The organism is Pseudomonas sp. KT_2_4 (assembly GCF_041410225.1).
GTDB classification, from domain to species: Bacteria; Pseudomonadota; Gammaproteobacteria; order Pseudomonadales; family Pseudomonadaceae; genus Aquipseudomonas; species Aquipseudomonas paracarnis.
In genome coordinates this window covers 2,341,131-2,359,157 of record NZ_CP166962.1, presented here as the reverse complement: position 1 = coordinate 2,359,157, position 18,027 = coordinate 2,341,131, and the positions used below count along the sequence as shown (strand labels likewise).

10 protein-coding genes, 6 tRNA genes, 3 rRNA genes and 1 riboswitch are annotated in these 18,027 nt (G+C 55.4%); of the genes, 15 read left to right on the top strand and 4 right to left on the bottom strand.

The window, feature by feature from the left end:
• Positions 1–124: 124 nt before the first annotated feature.
• A complete protein-coding gene (locus AB9N64_RS10855; RefSeq protein WP_003193604.1) occupies positions 125–634 on the bottom strand; it encodes a 6,7-dimethyl-8-ribityllumazine synthase in 510 nt (169 codons plus the stop codon).
• Between the two features lie 97 nt (positions 635–731).
• Positions 732–901, bottom strand: a riboswitch (FMN riboswitch).
• A gap of 190 nt (positions 902–1,091) precedes the next feature.
• Between AB9N64_RS10855 and ltaE the strand changes: the two genes are divergently transcribed.
• From ltaE to mgtE, 8 genes are all read left to right on the top strand, one after another.
• Positions 1,092–2,096: a low-specificity L-threonine aldolase gene (gene ltaE, locus AB9N64_RS10850; RefSeq protein WP_371360247.1), complete on the top strand. Its 1,005-nt coding sequence runs from the start codon at positions 1,092–1,094 to the stop codon at positions 2,094–2,096.
• Between the two features lie 146 nt (positions 2,097–2,242).
• A complete protein-coding gene (alaS, locus tag AB9N64_RS10845) occupies positions 2,243–4,861 on the top strand; it encodes an alanine--tRNA ligase (RefSeq protein WP_014719590.1) in 2,619 nt (872 codons plus the stop codon).
• Positions 4,862–4,956: 95 nt separating this feature from the next.
• Positions 4,957–6,198 (top strand): aspartate kinase, encoded by a 1,242-nt coding sequence (locus AB9N64_RS10840; protein WP_003193595.1) that lies wholly within the window; start codon positions 4,957–4,959, stop codon positions 6,196–6,198.
• 173 nt (positions 6,199–6,371) lie between these two features.
• Positions 6,372–6,560, top strand: a complete 189-nt coding sequence (gene csrA / locus AB9N64_RS10835; protein ID WP_003175645.1) for a carbon storage regulator CsrA — start codon at positions 6,372–6,374, stop codon at positions 6,558–6,560.
• A gap of 62 nt (positions 6,561–6,622) precedes the next feature.
• A tRNA-Ser gene (locus tag AB9N64_RS10830) sits at positions 6,623–6,713 on the top strand.
• A gap of 108 nt (positions 6,714–6,821) precedes the next feature.
• Positions 6,822–6,898, top strand: a tRNA-Arg gene (locus AB9N64_RS10825).
• 72 nt (positions 6,899–6,970) lie between these two features.
• Positions 6,971–7,047 (top strand) — tRNA-Arg (locus tag AB9N64_RS10820).
• A gap of 348 nt (positions 7,048–7,395) precedes the next feature.
• Positions 7,396–8,838: a magnesium transporter gene (gene mgtE / locus AB9N64_RS10815; protein WP_003193593.1), complete on the top strand. Its 1,443-nt coding sequence runs from the start codon at positions 7,396–7,398 to the stop codon at positions 8,836–8,838.
• 101 nt (positions 8,839–8,939) lie between these two features.
• On the opposite strand, the gene AB9N64_RS10810 is transcribed toward mgtE, so the two are convergent.
• The 3 genes from AB9N64_RS10810 to AB9N64_RS10800 all read right to left on the bottom strand — a co-directional run bounded on the left by AB9N64_RS10810 (position 8,940) and on the right by AB9N64_RS10800 (position 10,079).
• The gene (locus tag AB9N64_RS10810) at positions 8,940–9,266 is read right to left on the bottom strand and encodes an Arc family DNA-binding protein (protein ID WP_003193592.1); all 327 of its coding nucleotides are present in this window, start codon (positions 9,264–9,266) and stop codon (positions 8,940–8,942) included.
• A 394-nt stretch (positions 9,267–9,660) separates the two neighbouring features.
• Positions 9,661–9,840, bottom strand: coding sequence for a PA3371 family protein (locus AB9N64_RS10805; RefSeq protein WP_003193590.1), 180 nt, complete (start codon positions 9,838–9,840; stop codon positions 9,661–9,663).
• An 11-nt stretch (positions 9,841–9,851) separates the two neighbouring features.
• The gene (locus AB9N64_RS10800) at positions 9,852–10,079 is read right to left on the bottom strand and encodes a hypothetical protein (RefSeq protein WP_014719587.1); all 228 of its coding nucleotides are present in this window, start codon (positions 10,077–10,079) and stop codon (positions 9,852–9,854) included.
• Positions 10,080–10,401: 322 nt separating this feature from the next.
• Here AB9N64_RS10800 and AB9N64_RS10795 point away from each other — a divergent pair.
• The 7 genes from AB9N64_RS10795 (at position 10,402) to AB9N64_RS10765 (ending at position 17,977) form a co-directional block, all read left to right on the top strand.
• Positions 10,402–10,478: transfer RNA gene (locus AB9N64_RS10795), tRNA-Arg, on the top strand.
• A gap of 566 nt (positions 10,479–11,044) precedes the next feature.
• Positions 11,045–12,581 (top strand): 16S ribosomal RNA (locus tag AB9N64_RS10790).
• Positions 12,582–12,705: 124 nt separating this feature from the next.
• Positions 12,706–12,782: transfer RNA gene (locus AB9N64_RS10785), tRNA-Ile, on the top strand.
• Between the two features lie 10 nt (positions 12,783–12,792).
• A tRNA-Ala gene (locus AB9N64_RS10780) sits at positions 12,793–12,868 on the top strand.
• 237 nt (positions 12,869–13,105) lie between these two features.
• Positions 13,106–15,997, top strand: a 23S ribosomal RNA gene (locus tag AB9N64_RS10775).
• A gap of 156 nt (positions 15,998–16,153) precedes the next feature.
• Positions 16,154–16,269, top strand: a 5S ribosomal RNA gene (rrf, locus tag AB9N64_RS10770).
• The 16S, 23S and 5S rRNA genes sit together here with 2 tRNA genes alongside, the layout of an rRNA operon.
• A 334-nt stretch (positions 16,270–16,603) precedes the next feature.
• Positions 16,604–17,977, top strand: a complete 1,374-nt coding sequence (locus tag AB9N64_RS10765) for an MFS transporter (protein WP_014719586.1) — start codon at positions 16,604–16,606, stop codon at positions 17,975–17,977.
• The last annotated feature ends 50 nt before the right edge of the window (positions 17,978–18,027 follow it).

Sequence of the window (18,027 nt, the reverse complement as noted above, 5' to 3'; positions counted from 1 at the left end):
CTGGCTCAGTCCAATGTGGGAGCTGGCTTGCCTGCGATAACATCACCTGGGTATCACTGATACACCCAGGTGTCTGCATCGCAGGCAAGCCAGCTCCCACACTGGTTTGCGGTGAGGCTTGGATTTAGACCGCTACCGCACGCGGCTCGCTACGACGGATCGCGCGTACCTTGTGCAGGGTATCGGCGCAGGTGCGCGCCGCTTCCTGGCCCTTGTGCACGAAGTGCTCGTAGAAAAACGTGGTGTGCTCGCTGCCGGCATGGAAGTGGTGCGGCGTCAGGGACACCGAGAACACCGGCACTTCAGTTTCCAGCTGCACCTGCATCAGGCCGCTGACTACCGATTGCGCGACGAATTCGTGACGGTAGATGCCACCGTCCACCACCAGCGCGGCAGCGACGATGCCGGCGTAACGGCCGGTCTTGGCCAGCAACTTGGCGTGCAGGGGCATTTCAAAGGCGCCGCCGACTTCGAAGAAGTCGATGTCCGATTCCTGATAACCCTGGGCGATCATTTCGGCGAGGAAGCCTTTGCGCGATTGGTCGACAATATCCTTGTGCCAGCAGGCCTGGATAAACGCGACGCGCTCGCCGTGATGGTTTTTGCTTTTGCTGTCGATTGCGGTGGGTTGCATGTTCTGACTCCTGTTTAAGAAAAAAACAGGGCGTTATGAATCGAATGGGATTTAAGGGTACGCATGCGCAAACAAGCGCGCGGCCCTTAGGTGCCAATCCCGTTCTCTCTTCATCCGGACTATGACCGTCGGCCCCGGGATCACACCGGGTCTGCTGACCTCGTCGCCGTCCTGCCTGAGCAGTTCGAGGCGCCAAGCGCTCGCGGGCTATGCACATTGCGTGCAATTACCGCCGGTGGGGAATTGCACCCCGCCCTGAGAACGTTGCCACCAGAACCCTGGCGGCGCAGAGTTTTTAACATGGTTTTTCGAAAACTGCACGGCTGCCGTCTCGATAACTTATATCGGTTTGATTGGTTGGTATTCGAATGAATGCAATAGGGGCTTGATATTCCGTGGCTTTGCCCGCAGTAATCACACACAAAAGGACTTATCCACTCCGTTAGAGGCCCCCTTCATGACCGTGATCGACCTGCGCAGCGACACCGTGACCCAACCTACCCCCGGCATGCTCGACGCAATGGCCAGCGCCGTCAGCGGCGATGATGTCTACGGCGAAGACCCCAGCGTCAACCGCCTGGAGGCCGAGTTGGCCAAGCGCCTGGGCTTTGCCGCGGCGCTGTTCGTGCCCACCGGTACCATGAGCAACCTGCTGGCGTTGATGGCTCACTGTGAGCGCGGCGAGGAATACATCGTCGGCCAGCAGGCTCACACCTACAAATACGAAGGCGGCGGTGCGGCGGTGCTGGGGTCGATCCAGCCGCAACCCCTGGAAGTTCAAGCTGATGGCTCCCTTGATCTGAACCAAGTGCTTGCCGCCATCAAGCCCGACGACTTCCACTTCGCCCGCACACGCCTGCTGGCGCTGGAAAACACCATGCAGGGCAAAGTGCTGCCGCTGGATTACCTGGCCAAGGCCCGTGCATTTACCCACGAGCACGGCTTGGCCCTGCACCTGGATGGCGCCCGCCTTTACAACGCGGCAGTCAAGCTGGGGGTGGATGCGCGAGAAATCGCCCAGCATTTCGATTCGGTGTCGGTGTGCCTGTCCAAGGGCCTCGGTGCGCCGGTCGGCTCGGTGCTGTGTGGCTCGACGGCGCTGATCGCCAAGGCTCGGCGCTTGCGCAAGATGGTCGGCGGCGGCATGCGCCAGGCGGGCTCCCTGGCGGCGGCGGGGTTGTATGCTCTGGATCATCAGGTGCAGCGCCTGGCTGACGACCATGCCAACGCGCAATGGCTGGGCGATGAGTTACGCAAGGCCGGCTACAGCGTCGAGCCGGTGCAGACCAATATGGTGTATGTGCAGGTAGGTGATCAGGCGCAGGCGCTGAAGGCCTTTGCGGCCGAGCGTGGGGTCAAGTTGACCGCCGCGCCGCGCCTGCGCATGGTCACCCATCTGGATGTGAGCCGGGCGCAGATCGAGCAAGTGGTGCAGACATTCGTCGCGTTTTCGCAGAAATGACAGTGCAGGCCGTCTAATTGACTGTTTCTATCACATAAACACGCTGTACCACCGGCAAAGGGCCGATATAATGCGGCCCTTTGCCGTCGCTCCGTCTGATGATGTTGCGCACTGGCCTTTGGCCGCAGCCTCCGTGGAAGAACCTAATGAAAAGCGCAGAAATCCGTGAAGCCTTCCTTCGCTTCTTCGAAGAGCAAGGCCACACCCGTGTAGCCTCCAGCTCCTTGATCCCAGGCAATGACCCAACCCTGCTGTTCACTAACGCGGGGATGAACCAGTTCAAGGACTGTTTCCTGGGCCAGGAAAAGCGCGCCTACACCCGCGCTACCAGCAGCCAGAAGTGCGTACGCGCCGGCGGCAAGAACAGTGACCTGGAAAACGTCGGCTACACCGCCCGTCACCACACCTTTTTCGAGATGCTGGGTAACTTCAGCTTCGGCGACTATTTCAAGAAAGACGCGATCACGTTCGCCTGGACCTTCCTCACCGGCGTGCTGAAGCTGCCCAAGGAAAAACTCTGGGTCACCGTGTACGCGACGGACGATGAAGCGTATGACATCTGGACCCAGGAAATCGGTGTACCTGCCGAGCGCATGATCCGTATCGGTGACAACAAAGGCGCGCCCTACGCGTCCGATAACTTCTGGACCATGGGCGATACCGGCCCGTGCGGCCCGTGCACCGAGATTTTCTACGATCACGGCGACGATATCTGGGGTGGCCCGCCAGGCTCGCCGGAAGAAGACGGCGACCGCTACATCGAGATCTGGAACAACGTGTTCATGCAGTTCAACCGCACCGCCGATGGCGTGTTGCATCCGCTGCCGGCACCGTCGGTAGACACCGGCATGGGCCTGGAGCGGATCAGTGCGGTGATGCAGCACGTTCACTCCAACTACGAAATCGACCTGTTCACCAACCTGCTGAGCGCCTCGGCGGCAGCTATTGGTTGCGCCAATGAAGGCCAGTCTTCGCTCAAGGTGGTGTCGGACCACATCCGTTCCTGCGGTTTCCTGATCGCAGACGGCGTGCTGCCGTCCAACGAAGGTCGTGGCTACGTGCTGCGTCGCATCATCCGTCGCGCGTGCCGCCACGGTAACAAGCTGGGCGCTACCGGCAGCTTTTTCTACAAGATCGTGGCCGCGCTGGTTGCCGAGATGGGCGATGCCTTCCCGGAACTCAAGCAACAGCAAAGCAACATCGAGCGGGTGCTCAAGGCTGAAGAAGAGCAGTTCTCCAAGACCCTGGAGCACGGCCTGAAGATTCTGGAACAGGACCTGGCTGAGCTCAAAGGCACCGTGGTGCCGGGTGATGTGGTGTTCAAGTTGTACGACACCTATGGTTTCCCGATGGACCTGACTGCCGACATCGCCCGCGAGCGTGAGTTGACCGTCGACGAAGCCGGTTTCGAGCGTGAGATGGAAGCCCAGCGCGTGCGGGCCCGTTCGGCCAGCTCCTTTGGCCTGGACTACAACACCCTGGTCAAGGTTGACGTACCGACCGAGTTCACCGGCTACAAGGCGACTGCGGGCTCGGCCAAGATCGTCGCCATCTATAAAGACGGTAAGTCGGTCGACGTGTTGAGCGAGGGTGAAGAGGCGGTTGTGGTGCTGGACCAGACGCCGTTTTATGCCGAGTCGGGTGGCCAGATTGGCGATTGCGGTTTCCTGAGCTCGACATCCGGTCGTTTTGACGTGCGCGACACCACCAAGACCGGCGGTGCGTTCCTGCATCACGGTGTGCTGGTGCTGGGCAACTTGACTGTGGGCGCACCGGTAGACACCCAGGTCGATGCCGATGTAAGGCATGCCACGGCGTTGAACCACTCGGCCACGCACTTGCTGCACGCCGCGCTGCGCCAGGTCCTGGGCGAGCACGTGCAGCAAAAAGGTTCGTTGGTGGACAGCCAGCGCCTGCGTTTTGACTTCAGCCACTTTGAAGCGATCAAGCCTGAGCAGATCAAGGCCCTGGAAGACATCGTCAACGCCGAGATTCGCAAGAACACCCCGGTTGAAACTGAAGAAACCGATATCGAGACCGCCAGGAACAAAGGCGCCATGGCGCTGTTTGGCGAGAAGTACGGCGACGAAGTTCGCGTACTGAGTATGGGCGGCAGCTTCTCGGTAGAACTCTGTGGTGGCATCCACGCCAACCGCACCGGCGATATCGGCCTGCTGAAGATCATCAGCGAAGGTGGTGTGGCCTCGGGCGTACGTCGTATTGAGGCGGTGACTGGTGCTGCGGCCCTGGCTTACCTCAATGCAGCCGAAGAACAACTCAAGGAAGCGGCCGGCCTGGTCAAGGGCAGCCGCGACAACCTGATCGACAAGCTGTCCGCCGTTCTGGAGCGCAACCGTGCGCTGGAAAAACAGCTGGAGCAGTTGCAGGCCAAAGCGGCGAGCGCTGCGGGCGATGACCTGTCGGCCGCGGCGGTTGACGTCAAGGACGTAAAAGTCCTGGCGGCGCGCCTGGACGGCCAGGATGGCAAGGCGCTGTTGGCCTTGGTCGATCAGTTGAAGAACAAGCTCGGCCGCGCAGTGATCCTGCTCGGCAGTGTCCATGAGGATAAGGTCGTTCTGGTTGCGGGTGTAACCAAGGACCTGACTGGCCAACTCAAAGCCGGTGATTTGATGAAGCAAGCCGCTGCGACAGTGGGCGGCAAGGGCGGTGGTCGTCCGGACATGGCGCAAGGCGGTGGTGTCGATGCCGCAGCGCTGGACGCGGCCCTGGCCTTGACCGTGCCATTTGTCGAGGCAGGTATTTAAAGCACTGTTAACCGGCCCGTGGTCTAGTCACGGGCTTGTTCAGTGCAGGTGGATTGGATATTAGGCGCCCCTTTACGGGCTGAGGCGGCTTGGAAATGGCTTTGATCGTACAGAAATTTGGAGGCACCTCGGTTGGTTCTGTCGAAAGAATCGAGCAGGTCGCCGACAAGGTTAAGAAGTTCCGCGATGCTGGTGATGACCTGGTAGTGGTGCTGTCGGCCATGAGTGGCGAGACCAATCGCCTGATCGATCTGGCCAAAGCCATCAGCGGTGATCAACAGCCGCTGCCGCGTGAGCTGGATGTGATCGTCTCCACGGGCGAGCAGGTGACCATTGCGCTGTTGGCCATGGCGCTGAACAAGCGTGGCGTGCCAGCGGTGTCCTACACTGGTAGCCAAGTGCGCATTCTTACAGACAGCGCACATACCAAGGCGCGGATCCTGCAAATTGATGATCAGAAAATTCGTACTGATCTGAAAGCAGGGCGCGTGGTAGTTGTAGCGGGTTTCCAGGGTGTGGATGAGCACGGCAACATCACCACGCTGGGTCGTGGCGGTTCGGACACCACCGGTGTGGCCCTGGCGGCAGCGCTCAAGGCGGACGAATGCCAGATCTATACCGATGTGGATGGCGTCTACACCACTGACCCACGCGTCGTGCCCGTGGCCCAGCGGCTGGACAAGATCACCTTTGAAGAAATGCTGGAAATGGCCAGCCTTGGTTCCAAGGTGTTGCAGATTCGTGCGGTGGAGTTCGCCGGCAAGTACAACGTTCCGCTGCGCGTATTGCACAGCTTCAAGGAGGGTCCGGGCACCCTCATTACTATTGATGAAGAGGAATCCATGGAACAGCCGATCATTTCCGGCATCGCTTTCAATCGCGATGAAGCCAAGCTGACGATCCGTGGCGTGCCAGACACCCCGGGCGTGGCTTTCAAGATTCTGGGCCCTGTCAGCGATGCGAATGTTGAAGTCGACATGATCGTGCAGAACGTTTCGCACGATAACACCACCGATTTCACCTTTACCGTGCACCGCAACGAATACGATGCAGCATTGAAAATCCTGCAGAACACAGCGAGCGAGATTGGCGCCCGTGAAGTGGTCGGCGATACCAAGATTGCCAAGGTGTCGATCGTAGGGGTGGGCATGCGTTCCCATGCTGGCGTTGCCAGCCGTATGTTCGGGGCCCTGGCCAAAGAAGGTATCAACATCCAGATGATTTCCACCTCGGAAATCAAAGTCTCGGTAGTGCTCGAAGAGAAGTACCTGGAACTGGCTGTACGCGCGCTGCATACGGCTTTTGAGTTGGATGCTCCGGCCCGACAGGGCGAGTGATGCGTTGCCAGGAAGGCGCGGTTTACCGCGCCTTTCATTTTTTGTGGGGTACATGGTCTTTTGCATGGGCTCGACAATACTTAGCGAGTAGGGCTACGACCTTTTGGTTGTAGGTCGAATGCTTTTTTTTTGCAGACTGTTGTTCCTGAACTGAAATGCGTGAGGTGAAAGGTATGCTGATTCTGACTCGTCGTTGCGCAGAAAGCCTGATTATCGGTGATGGCGAAATCACCGTGACGGTGCTCGGCGTTAAAGGCAATCAAGTACGTATTGGGGTTAATGCTCCGAAAGAGGTGGCGGTCCACCGCGAGGAAATCTACCTGCGGATCAAGAAAGAGAAGGACGAAGAACCAAGCCTTTAATTTTTATCGTTTTTTATGTTTGCAAACGGGGAGGAACGTGGTTAATATACGCCCCGTGTTGCGGAGAGCTGGCCGAGTGGCCGAAGGCGCTCCCCTGCTAAGGGAGTACACCTCAAAAGGGTGTCGGGGGTTCGAATCCCCCGTTCTCCGCCATTATTTGCTTAGTACGTTGCAATCTGGTTTTTTCGGTAAGTTGTTGAAAATACTCGAAAAAATAGCTTTACATAGAGATTGAACGGCCTATAATGCGCGGCAACAAATGCACTCGTAGCTCAGCTGGATAGAGTACTCGGCTACGAACCGAGCGGTCACAGGTTCGAATCCTGTCGAGTGCACCATTTAAGAGTTAGTTGCAGTGATGCAGGTAGCTTGGCTTCAACCAGTTGTGATCTGGTCTAAAAACACAATCTGCACTCGTAGCTCAGCTGGATAGAGTACTCGGCTACGAACCGAGCGGTCACAGGTTCGAATCCTGTCGAGTGCACCATACAAACAAAAAGCCCGCCTAGTGCGGGCTTTTTGCCGTCTCGGGTTTGTGTGGGTTTTATCCGGCGTCCTCCTTTTTCTCCCTCCTCATGTGTTTTCCCATGCGTCTGCGTCGTCGCAGTTCATAGATGCAGCCAATACTGAGCTTTGGCGTGCAAGCGCTTGTTCTTTCCAGTTTTTTAACGTTTAAAACGTCCGGGCGGTGTATCATGCGCCCGTCAGCCCCGCCGGGGCTTGTGGAATACCTCCATGGACTTACCCAGTAGTTACTCAGTACCCCGTTTTACCAATCATGAATTGACTGATTGATCCTTCCGGCGTGCCCCGCTGCTGGGAGTGGAGTTCGCCTATGACCGAAGTAGAAGTAAAGAAAACACAAGAAAGCCTGCAGGATCGTCTGGCTCAAGTTATCGAGCTGCTGCAGCGCCAGCGAGTGGTCGAAGACCTCACGCACCGCCAGGAAGGTCCGAACCACGACCGCGTCGAAAACCTGGTTCACCGGCAAAACCTCGTCGAGTTGCAACGCAAGCTCGATGACCTGCACTCCGCCGACGTCGCCTATATTCTTGAAGCCTTGCCGCTGGATGACCGACTGACCCTGTGGCAGTTGGTGAAGGCTGATCGTGACGGTGACATCCTTCTGGAAGTATCGGACTCGGTGCGTGAAACGCTCATCGCCGACATGGATGACCACGAACTCCTGGCTGCCGCCAAGGAGATGGATGCGGACGAGCTTGCTGACCTGGCACCTGAGCTGCCCCGTGATGTTGTCCATGAGTTGATGGAAGCGCTCGACACGCAGCAGCGTGAGCGTGTGCGTTCCGCGCTGTCGTACGACGAGGATCAGGTCGGCGCCCTGATGGACTTCGAGATGGTCACCATCCGCGAAGACGTCAGCCTGGAAGTGGTGTTGCGTTACCTGCGCCGTCTCAAAGAGTTGCCCGGCCACACCGACAAATTGTTTGTGGTCGACTATGAGGGGATCCTCAAGGGCGTTTTGCCGATCAAGCGCCTGCTGGTCAATGATCCGGAGAAGAAAGTTGCTGACCTGATGGCCAGCGATACCGTGAGCTTCCATCCGGACGAAGATGCCTACGACGCGGCCCAGGCATTCGAGCGTTACGACTTGATCTCGGCTCCGGTGGTGGATAAGAACGGCAAGTTGATCGGTCGTCTGACCATCGATGAAATCGTCGACTTGATCCGTGAAGAAAGTGAAACCGAAGTCCTCAACATGGCGGGTTTGCGTGAAGAGGAGGATATTTTCGCGTCGGTCTGGCGTTCACTGCATAACCGCTGGGCCTGGCTGGCTATCAATCTGATTACCGCGTTTATCGCTTCTCGCGTGATCGGGTTGTTTGAGGGTTCCATCGAGAAGCTGGTGGCCTTGGCGGCGTTGATGCCGATTGTGGCGGGTATTGGCGGTAACTCCGGGAACCAGACCATCACCATGATCGTGCGCGCCATGGCGCTGGATCAGGTCAGTACTGCCAATTCCTCACGGCTGCTGCGTAAGGAACTGGCGGTAGGCCTCATAAACGGATTGGTGTGGGGCGGTGTGATTGGCGTGGTGGCTTACTTGCTCTACGGCAGTTGGTCCCTGGGCGTGGTAATGACTGCGGCCATGACCCTTAACCTGTTGCTGGCGGCCTTGATGGGGGTATTGATTCCCATGACCCTGGCGCGTCTAGGTCGCGATCCTGCCATGGGTGCCAGTGTGATGATCACGGCCATGACTGACAGTGGTGGTTTCTTCATCTTCCTGGGCCTGGCAACGATCTTCCTGCTCTGACCCTTCCAGCGGGGGCAAATCTGCCCTCGCTTTGCTTCTTATTCCCAAACTCCAGGCAAAAAAAAGCCAGCACATCGCTGGCTTCGGCTTTCAGGTGTCAATCAATTGGCTTCTGCGGCCGCCTCCACGTCATGCGCGATAAGCGAGACGAGAGCATTTTGCTGGCGGTGGGAGAGCTGACGAAAACGCTGCAGCAGTTCGCGTTCGTGCAGTGACAGCTCGGGGCTGTCCAGGCGCATGCTCAACTCTTCACCCAAGGCACCTTCCTGAATAAGGCTTTGTTCCAGGCGTGCGATGATTTCGGAGTTCATGCTGCGGTGATGATTGCGAGCCACCTCGGCAATGCGTTCCCGCATTCCGTCTGGCAGACGTACGACGAATTTGTCAGCCGTACGGCTGGAATAAATTGCCTGTTTCAATGGGCGCATATATTTAACCGGTTAGTTCAGGGGAGCGGTTTCTGGAATTGGCCGCAAGATGAGTGTTAAGACAAGGCTCACGACCAAAGTTCAACCCGAATTGCAAAGAGGCCGCATCATGCCTCAGATTTGACATTTCATTGGCGTCAATTCTGTGACAAATATTGAACCGCCTACAGGCTTTATGCCAGTACTGATTTACGTTTTTGCGGACTGGTTAGAAAAAATCCTGCGACTGCAGCGAAGCTCGTCAATCTTCGCCCAAGCCTGCACGGCATCCGGGTTGAAGGGCGCCCGTCCTATAGCGATATGGCCTTTTGCCCTCAAGCTTAAGGTTAGTAGCTGTTCGCCTATTTACGAGTATCAGGCGACATAAGGTAGGGGAGGGAGATGGGGAAGGGGGTTAGCGCAGGAGCGGATCGAATTTGATTCGGCGACCCTTGATTAGCGTCAGTACCAGTAGGCTGCCCAGCACGGCGCTGGCGACGAAGGCTAGGGTTTGAGTTTGTTGTGATGTAGCTCCCAGGCCTAGCGCAACAGATAGGAGCGTCAGGCACAGAAACAACCAGGCAGATTTCGACATGAATAGTGTTCTCAGAAAACCCAATGCTCGGCCGCTGGCGCTGATTGTGTATCTTGGGTCAGGCGGATGGGAGACTGGGGGTTTGCAGTCATCAGTGCCAACTGAGGTCGCTGTTGCAGATGGTGGGGAATGGCTTGGCTGATTTGCGCGCCGTCTTCAGTACTGGTCGGCTGAAAATGAAACGTCACCACCGTAGCCAGTGCCACAGCGTTCAGTGCTAGTAGAAGGGCGCTGTTCATCATCATAGTCTCCACGGTGCCTGGAACGATTGGTTTTGTGTTTATGACTTTGCAGATGTCGTGCCAATCTATTATTCCAATAAAAACAAGGAGTTAAGATTGTTTTTTGAGGGCGCTGGGTTGCAGTTTGCAATGATGGCATATTGGCGTAGTGCAATTTGCACGATGAGGGTGAAAGTCTTGGCATGCTGAATGAGGCTATGAACGTACGCGCAAGGATTGGCCTACAGTCAAAATGCCAACGGACGACATGACAAAACCAGCCTCGGCCGTTAAGATGCACGCCGTCTGTCGCTAGCCCTTCAGGGTAAGCGTGGCATTTGTCCCAGTAGCTCAATTGGATAGAGCATCCCCCTCCTAAGGGGAAGGTTGGCCGTTCGAACCGGCCCTGGGACACCATCTTTGTAAAGCTTTCCCCTCCTGGTATTCGTCGGTCTCAACAACAGTCATCCTCGTTCCTCGCCTGTGCGGGATCCAGCCGCGCTTCTTTCGGTTGAGATCCAGATGCATTTGTGTGGGTGGGAATAATTCACGTCCCTAGGTTGTGCGCTCCTTCTATATAGAAGAGGCGGTGGGGCACCCTGGTTTTTATAGGCGAGTAAGTGTTTCGCTTTTTTTAAGATAAGGGGGTTGACGTTCATGGCGATCCCTGTAGAATTCGCCTCCCGCTTACGAGAGATCGCAAGCGCAAGTGGTTGAAGTTGTTGAAGAAATCTTCGAAAACTTCTGAAAATAACCACTTGACAGCAAATGAGGCTGCTGTAGAATGCGCGCCTCGGTTGAGACGAAAGATCTTAACCAACCGCTCTTTAACAACTGAATCAAGCAATTCGTGTGGGTGCTTGTGGGGTCAGACTGATAGTCAACAAGATTATCAGCATCACAAGTTACTCCGCGAGAAATCAAAGATGTAACCAACGATTGCTGAGCCAAGTTTAGGGTTTCTTAAAAACCCAAAGATGTTTGAACTGAAGAGTTTGATCATGGCTCAGATTGAACGCTGGCGGCAGGCCTAACACATGCAAGTCGAGCGGTAGAGAGAAGCTTGCTTCTCTTGAGAGCGGCGGACGGGTGAGTAATGCCTAGGAATCTGCCTGGTAGTGGGGGATAACGTTCGGAAACGGACGCTAATACCGCATACGTCCTACGGGAGAAAGCAGGGGACCTTCGGGCCTTGCGCTATCAGATGAGCCTAGGTCGGATTAGCTAGTTGGTGAGGTAATGGCTCACCAAGGCGACGATCCGTAACTGGTCTGAGAGGATGATCAGTCACACTGGAACTGAGACACGGTCCAGACTCCTACGGGAGGCAGCAGTGGGGAATATTGGACAATGGGCGAAAGCCTGATCCAGCCATGCCGCGTGTGTGAAGAAGGTCTTCGGATTGTAAAGCACTTTAAGTTGGGAGGAAGGGTTGTAGATTAATACTCTGCAATTTTGACGTTACCGACAGAATAAGCACCGGCTAACTCTGTGCCAGCAGCCGCGGTAATACAGAGGGTGCAAGCGTTAATCGGAATTACTGGGCGTAAAGCGCGCGTAGGTGGTTTGTTAAGTTGGATGTGAAATCCCCGGGCTCAACCTGGGAACTGCATTCAAAACTGACTGACTAGAGTATGGTAGAGGGTGGTGGAATTTCCTGTGTAGCGGTGAAATGCGTAGATATAGGAAGGAACACCAGTGGCGAAGGCGACCACCTGGACTAATACTGACACTGAGGTGCGAAAGCGTGGGGAGCAAACAGGATTAGATACCCTGGTAGTCCACGCCGTAAACGATGTCAACTAGCCGTTGGAAGCCTTGAGCTTTTAGTGGCGCAGCTAACGCATTAAGTTGACCGCCTGGGGAGTACGGCCGCAAGGTTAAAACTCAAATGAATTGACGGGGGCCCGCACAAGCGGTGGAGCATGTGGTTTAATTCGAAGCAACGCGAAGAACCTTACCAGGCCTTGACATCCAATGAACTTTCTAGAGATAGATTGGTGCCTTCGGGAACATTGAGACAGGTGCTGCATGGCTGTCGTCAGCTCGTGTCGTGAGATGTTGGGTTAAGTCCCGTAACGAGCGCAACCCTTGTCCTTAGTTACCAGCACGTTATGGTGGGCACTCTAAGGAGACTGCCGGTGACAAACCGGAGGAAGGTGGGGATGACGTCAAGTCATCATGGCCCTTACGGCCTGGGCTACACACGTGCTACAATGGTCGGTACAGAGGGTTGCCAAGCCGCGAGGTGGAGCTAATCCCATAAAACCGATCGTAGTCCGGATCGCAGTCTGCAACTCGACTGCGTGAAGTCGGAATCGCTAGTAATCGCGAATCAGAATGTCGCGGTGAATACGTTCCCGGGCCTTGTACACACCGCCCGTCACACCATGGGAGTGGGTTGCACCAGAAGTAGCTAGTCTAACCTTCGGGAGGACGGTTACCACGGTGTGATTCATGACTGGGGTGAAGTCGTAACAAGGTAGCCGTAGGGGAACCTGCGGCTGGATCACCTCCTTAATCGACGACATCAGCTGCTCCATAAGTTCCCACACGAATTGCTTGATTCATTGAAGAAGACGATAGAAGCAGCTTTAAGCTCCAAGCTGATAGCTCTTAGCTAATCAGTTACGCGCTCGAAATTGGGTCTGTAGCTCAGTTGGTTAGAGCGCACCCCTGATAAGGGTGAGGTCGGCAGTTCGAATCTGCCCAGACCCACCAATTTTGTTATGGGGCCATAGCTCAGCTGGGAGAGCGCCTGCCTTGCACGCAGGAGGTCAACGGTTCGATCCCGTTTGGCTCCACCATTAACTGCTTCTGCTGTTAGAGTTTAGAAATGAATATTCTGAAGCGAATATTGATTTCTAGTCTTTGATTAGATCGTTCTTTAAAAATTTGGGTATGTGATAGAAAGATAGACTGAACGTTACTTTCACTGGTAACGGATCAGGCTAAGGTAAAATTTGTGAGTTCTCTTAATTGAGAAATTCGAATTTTCGGCGAATGTCGTCTTCACAGTATAACCAGATTGCTTGGGGTTATATGGTCAAGTGAAGAAGCGCATACGGTGGATGCCTTGGCAGTCAGAGGCGATGAAAGACGTGGTAGCCTGCGAAAAGCTTCGGGGAGTCGGCAAACAGACTTTGATCCGGAGATGTCTGAATGGGGGAACCCAGCCATCATAAGATGGTTATCTTGTACTGAATACATAGGTGCAAGAGGCGAACCAGGGGAACTGAAACATCTAAGTACCCTGAGGAAAAGAAATCAACCGAGATTCCCTTAGTAGTGGCGAGCGAACGGGGACTAGCCCTTAAGTGGCTTTGAGATTAGCGGAACGCTCTGGAAAGTGCGGCCATAGTGGGTGATAGCCCTGTACGCGAAAATCTCTTAGTCATGAAATCGAGTAGGACGGAGCACGAGAAACTTTGTCTGAATATGGGGGGACCATCCTCCAAGGCTAAATACTACTGACTGACCGATAGTGAACTAGTACCGTGAGGGAAAGGCGAAAAGAACCCCGGAGAGGGGAGTGAAATAGATCCTGAAACCGTATGCGTACAAGCAGTGGGAGCCCACTTTGTTGGGTGACTGCGTACCTTTTGTATAATGGGTCAGCGACTTATTTTCAGTGGCGAGCTTAACCGAATAGGGGAGGCGTAGCGAAAGCGAGTCTTAATAGGGCGTCTAGTCGCTGGGAATAGACCCGAAACCGGGCGATCTATCCATGGGCAGGTTGAAGGTTGGGTAACACTAACTGGAGGACCGAACCGACTACCGTTGAAAAGTTAGCGGATGACCTGTGGATCGGAGTGAAAGGCTAATCAAGCTCGGAGATAGCTGGTTCTCCTCGAAAGCTATTTAGGTAGCGCCTCATGTATCACTGTAGGGGGTAGAGCACTGTTTCGGCTAGGGGGTCATCCCGACTTACCAAACCGATGCAAACTCCGAATACCTACAAGTGCCGAGCATGGGAGACACACGGCGGGTGCTAACGTCCGTCGTGAAAAGGGAAACAACCCAGACCGTCAGCTAAGGTCCCAAAGTTATGGTTAAGTGGGAAACGATGTGGGAAGGCTTAGACAGCTAGGAGGTTGGCTTAGAAGCAGCCACCCTTTAAAGAAAGCGTAATAGCTCACTAGTCGAGTCGGCCTGCGCGGAAGATGTAACGGGGCTCAAACCATACACCGAAGCTACGGGTATCACGTAAGTGATGCGGTAGAGGAGCGTTCTGTAAGCCTGTGAAGGTGAGTTGAGAAGCTTGCTGGAGGTATCAGAAGTGCGAATGCTGACATGAGTAACGATAATGGGTGTGAAAAACACCCACGCCGAAAGACCAAGGTTTCCTGCGCAACGTTAATCGACGCAGGGTTAGTCGGTCCCTAAGGCGAGGCTGAAAAGCGTAGTCGATGGAAAACAGGTTAATATTCCTGTACTTCTGGTTATTGCGATGGAGGGACGGAGAAGGCTAGGCCAGCTTGGCGTTGGTTGTCCAAGTTTAAGGTGGTAGGCTGGAATCTTAGGTAAATCCGGGATTCTAAGGCCGAGAGCTGATGACGAGTTACCTTTTAGGTAACGAAGTGGTTGATGCCATGCTTCCAAGAAAAGCTTCTAAGCTTCAGGTAACCAGGAACCGTACCCCAAACCGACACAGGTGGTTGGGTAGAGAATACCAAGGCGCTTGAGAGAACTCGGGTGAAGGAACTAGGCAAAATGGCACCGTAACTTCGGGAGAAGGTGCGCCGGTGAGGGTGAAGGACTTGCTCCGTAAGCTCATGCCGGTCGAAGATACCAGGCCGCTGCGACTGTTTATTAAAAACACAGCACTCTGCAAACACGAAAGTGGACGTATAGGGTGTGACGCCTGCCCGGTGCCGGAAGGTTAATTGATGGGGTTAGCTAACGCGAAGCTCTTGATCGAAGCCCCGGTAAACGGCGGCCGTAACTATAACGGTCCTAAGGTAGCGAAATTCCTTGTCGGGTAAGTTCCGACCTGCACGAATGGCGTAACGATGGCGGCGCTGTCTCCACCCGAGACTCAGTGAAATTGAAATCGCTGTGAAGATGCAGTGTATCCGCGGCTAGACGGAAAGACCCCGTGAACCTTTACTATAGCTTTGCACTGGACTTTGAATTTGCTTGTGTAGGATAGGTGGGAGGCTTTGAAGCGTGGACGCCAGTCTGCGTGGAGCCATCCTTGAAATACCACCCTGGCAACTTTGAGGTTCTAACTCAGGTCCGTTATCCGGATCGAGGACAGTGTATGGTGGGTAGTTTGACTGGGGCGGTCTCCTCCTAAAGAGTAACGGAGGAGTACGAAGGTGCGCTCAGACCGGTCGGAAATCGGTCGTAGAGTATAAAGGCAAAAGCGCGCTTGACTGCGAGACAGACACGTCGAGCAGGTACGAAAGTAGGTCTTAGTGATCCGGTGGTTCTGTATGGAAGGGCCATCGCTCAACGGATAAAAGGTACTCCGGGGATAACAGGCTGATACCGCCCAAGAGTTCATATCGACGGCGGTGTTTGGCACCTCGATGTCGGCTCATCACATCCTGGGGCTGAAGCCGGTCCCAAGGGTATGGCTGTTCGCCATTTAAAGTGGTACGCGAGCTGGGTTTAGAACGTCGTGAGACAGTTCGGTCCCTATCTGCCGTGGACGTTTGAGATTTGAGAGGGGCTGCTCCTAGTACGAGAGGACCGGAGTGGACGAACCTCTGGTGTTCCGGTTGTCACGCCAGTGGCATTGCCGGGTAGCTATGTTCGGAATAGATAACCGCTGAAAGCATCTAAGCGGGAAACTAGCCTCAAGATGAGATCTCACTGGAACCTTGAGTTCCCTGAAGGGCCGTCGAAGACTACGACGTTGATAGGTTGGGTGTGTAAGCGCTGTGAGGCGTTGAGCTAACCAATACTAATTGCCCGTGAGGCTTGACCATATAACACCCAAGCAATTTGCGAACTCGAGAGAGACCAGATTGCGGTGTGTGAAGACGCAATGAACCGAAAGTTCGACGCTCACAAAACACCGAAAACTATCACATACCCAATTTGCTGAAGCGAGGCCAACTGGCCACGACTCAGTACCCGAATTTCTTGACGACCATAGAGCATTGGAACCACCTGATCCCATCCCGAACTCAGCAGTGAAACGATGCATCGCCGATGGTAGTGTGGGGTTTCCCCATGTGAGAGTAGGTCATCGTCAAGATTAAATTCCGAAACCCCAATTGCGAAAGCAGTTGGGGTTTTGTTTTGGGCGCTCGAAAAGAACGCCAACTTCCAAAGCCTGCCCAGCGTTCCATTGACGCCTTTTGTACAGATACCCCAATACCAGTCGAACCTTGCGTGTTATCAAGGTTCACAGGTGGTGCGCCGTGTATTTATCTCCACGGTTATGTACCTCACAGACACCCACGTATCGTCTGAGCTGTGAAACAAAATAATCCCCGGAAACAGACCCTACCGTCTGTCCGGACTCAACCGCCCCGGACTATCATGCTGATAGCCCTACCCCTCACCGCAAGGAGCCGCTCGGAACGCCGATGCGCCAGATCTGGAAATCTTTTCGAGCCCTTTATTTCGCCTCTTTGATGATGCTGATCGGCTCCGGCCTGCTTAGTACTTATCTGGCTTTGCGTCTGGCAGCAGACAACGTCGACAGCCTGTGGGTGGGTGCGCTGATGGCTGCCAACTATTTTGGCTTGGTGCTGGGCGGCAAGCTCGGGCACCGCTTGATTGCCCGGGTCGGGCATATTCGTGCCTACGCTACCTGCGCCGGGATCGTCGGCGCAGCAGTGCTGGGTCACGGTTTGATTGATTGGCTGCCAGCCTGGATTGTGCTGCGGATGATCGTGGGCCTGGGGATGATGTGCCAGTACATGGTCATCGAGAGTTGGCTCAATGAGCAGGCAGACGCCAAGCAGCGCGGCGTAGTGTTCAGCGGTTACATGATTGCGTCCTACCTTGGGTTGGTGCTGGGCCAATTGATCCTGGTCATGCACCCCCATCTCGGGCTTGAACTGTTGATGCTCGTGGCGCTGTGCTTTGCGCTGTGCCTGGTCCCTGTGGCGATGACCCGACGCATTCACCCGGCCCCACTGCACCCGGCTCCGATGGAGCCGCGCTTCTTTATCAAGCGCGTGCCGCAATCGCTCAGCACCGTGTTGGGCGCTGGGTTGATCGTCGGTTCGTTCTACGGCTTGGCGCCGCTCTACGCCTCTCAGCAGGGCCTGACGACTGAGCAAGTCGGCTTGTTCATGGGTAGCTGCATTTTTGCTGGATTGGTCGTGCAGTGGCCACTGGGCTGGTTGTCGGACCGCTATGACCGCGCGCTGCTGATCCGCTGCTTTGCCTTGTGCCTGGCGATAACGGCCTTACCGTTGGCCATCATGACGCAGGTACCGCTGGAGGTGTTGTTCGTGGCGGGCTTCTTCTGTTCGCTGGTGCAGTTCTGCCTTTACCCCTTGGCGGTGGCCTTTTCCAACGACCATGTGGAAGGCGATCGCCGGGTGTCACTGACGGCCATGTTGCTCGTTACCTACGGGATCGGCGCCAGCGTGGGGCCGCTGTTGGCCGGTGTGGTGATGAAGCTATTCGGCAGCCAGATGCTCTACGCGTTTTTCAGCCTGTGTGCGCTGATCCTGGTGTGGCGCATTCGACCCAAGGCGGTAACCAACCTGCATCAGGTCGACGACGCACCACTGCATCACGTGGCGATGCCCGACAGCATGTCCAGTTCGCCTTTGGTGGCTGCCCTTGACCCGCGGGTGGATGAGCAGGTGGTGCAGGAGCAGATGCAAGTCACTGTTCCTGACCCAGAGCCCGTCCCTGATACCGAGGAGCCAACGAGCGAAGAACCGCACGAGCCACCAGACCCGGACGAACATCCCCATGACTTAAGCAGGGCGCGCCCCTGAACGAAAAAACGGGCAGATCCCATCAGGATCTGCCCGTTTTTTTATCTCAG

Coding starts and splice junctions, on each gene's coding strand:
- ltaE (WP_371360247.1), top strand. CDS start 1,092: ATGACCGTGATCGACCTGCGCAGCGACACCGTGACCCAACCTACCCCC.
- csrA (WP_003175645.1), top strand. CDS start 6,372: ATGCTGATTCTGACTCGTCGTTGCGCAGAAAGCCTGATTATCGGTGAT.
- AB9N64_RS10800 (WP_014719587.1), bottom strand. CDS start 10,079: ATGAACAGCGCCCTTCTACTAGCACTGAACGCTGTGGCACTGGCTACG.
- mgtE (WP_003193593.1), top strand. CDS start 7,396: ATGACCGAAGTAGAAGTAAAGAAAACACAAGAAAGCCTGCAGGATCGT.
- AB9N64_RS10855 (WP_003193604.1), bottom strand. CDS start 634: ATGCAACCCACCGCAATCGACAGCAAAAGCAAAAACCATCACGGCGAG.
- AB9N64_RS10805 (WP_003193590.1), bottom strand. CDS start 9,840: ATGTCGAAATCTGCCTGGTTGTTTCTGTGCCTGACGCTCCTATCTGTT.
- AB9N64_RS10765 (WP_014719586.1), top strand. CDS start 16,604: ATGCGCCAGATCTGGAAATCTTTTCGAGCCCTTTATTTCGCCTCTTTG.
- AB9N64_RS10810 (WP_003193592.1), bottom strand. CDS start 9,266: ATGCGCCCATTGAAACAGGCAATTTATTCCAGCCGTACGGCTGACAAA.
- alaS (WP_014719590.1), top strand. CDS start 2,243: ATGAAAAGCGCAGAAATCCGTGAAGCCTTCCTTCGCTTCTTCGAAGAG.
- AB9N64_RS10840 (WP_003193595.1), top strand. CDS start 4,957: ATGGCTTTGATCGTACAGAAATTTGGAGGCACCTCGGTTGGTTCTGTC.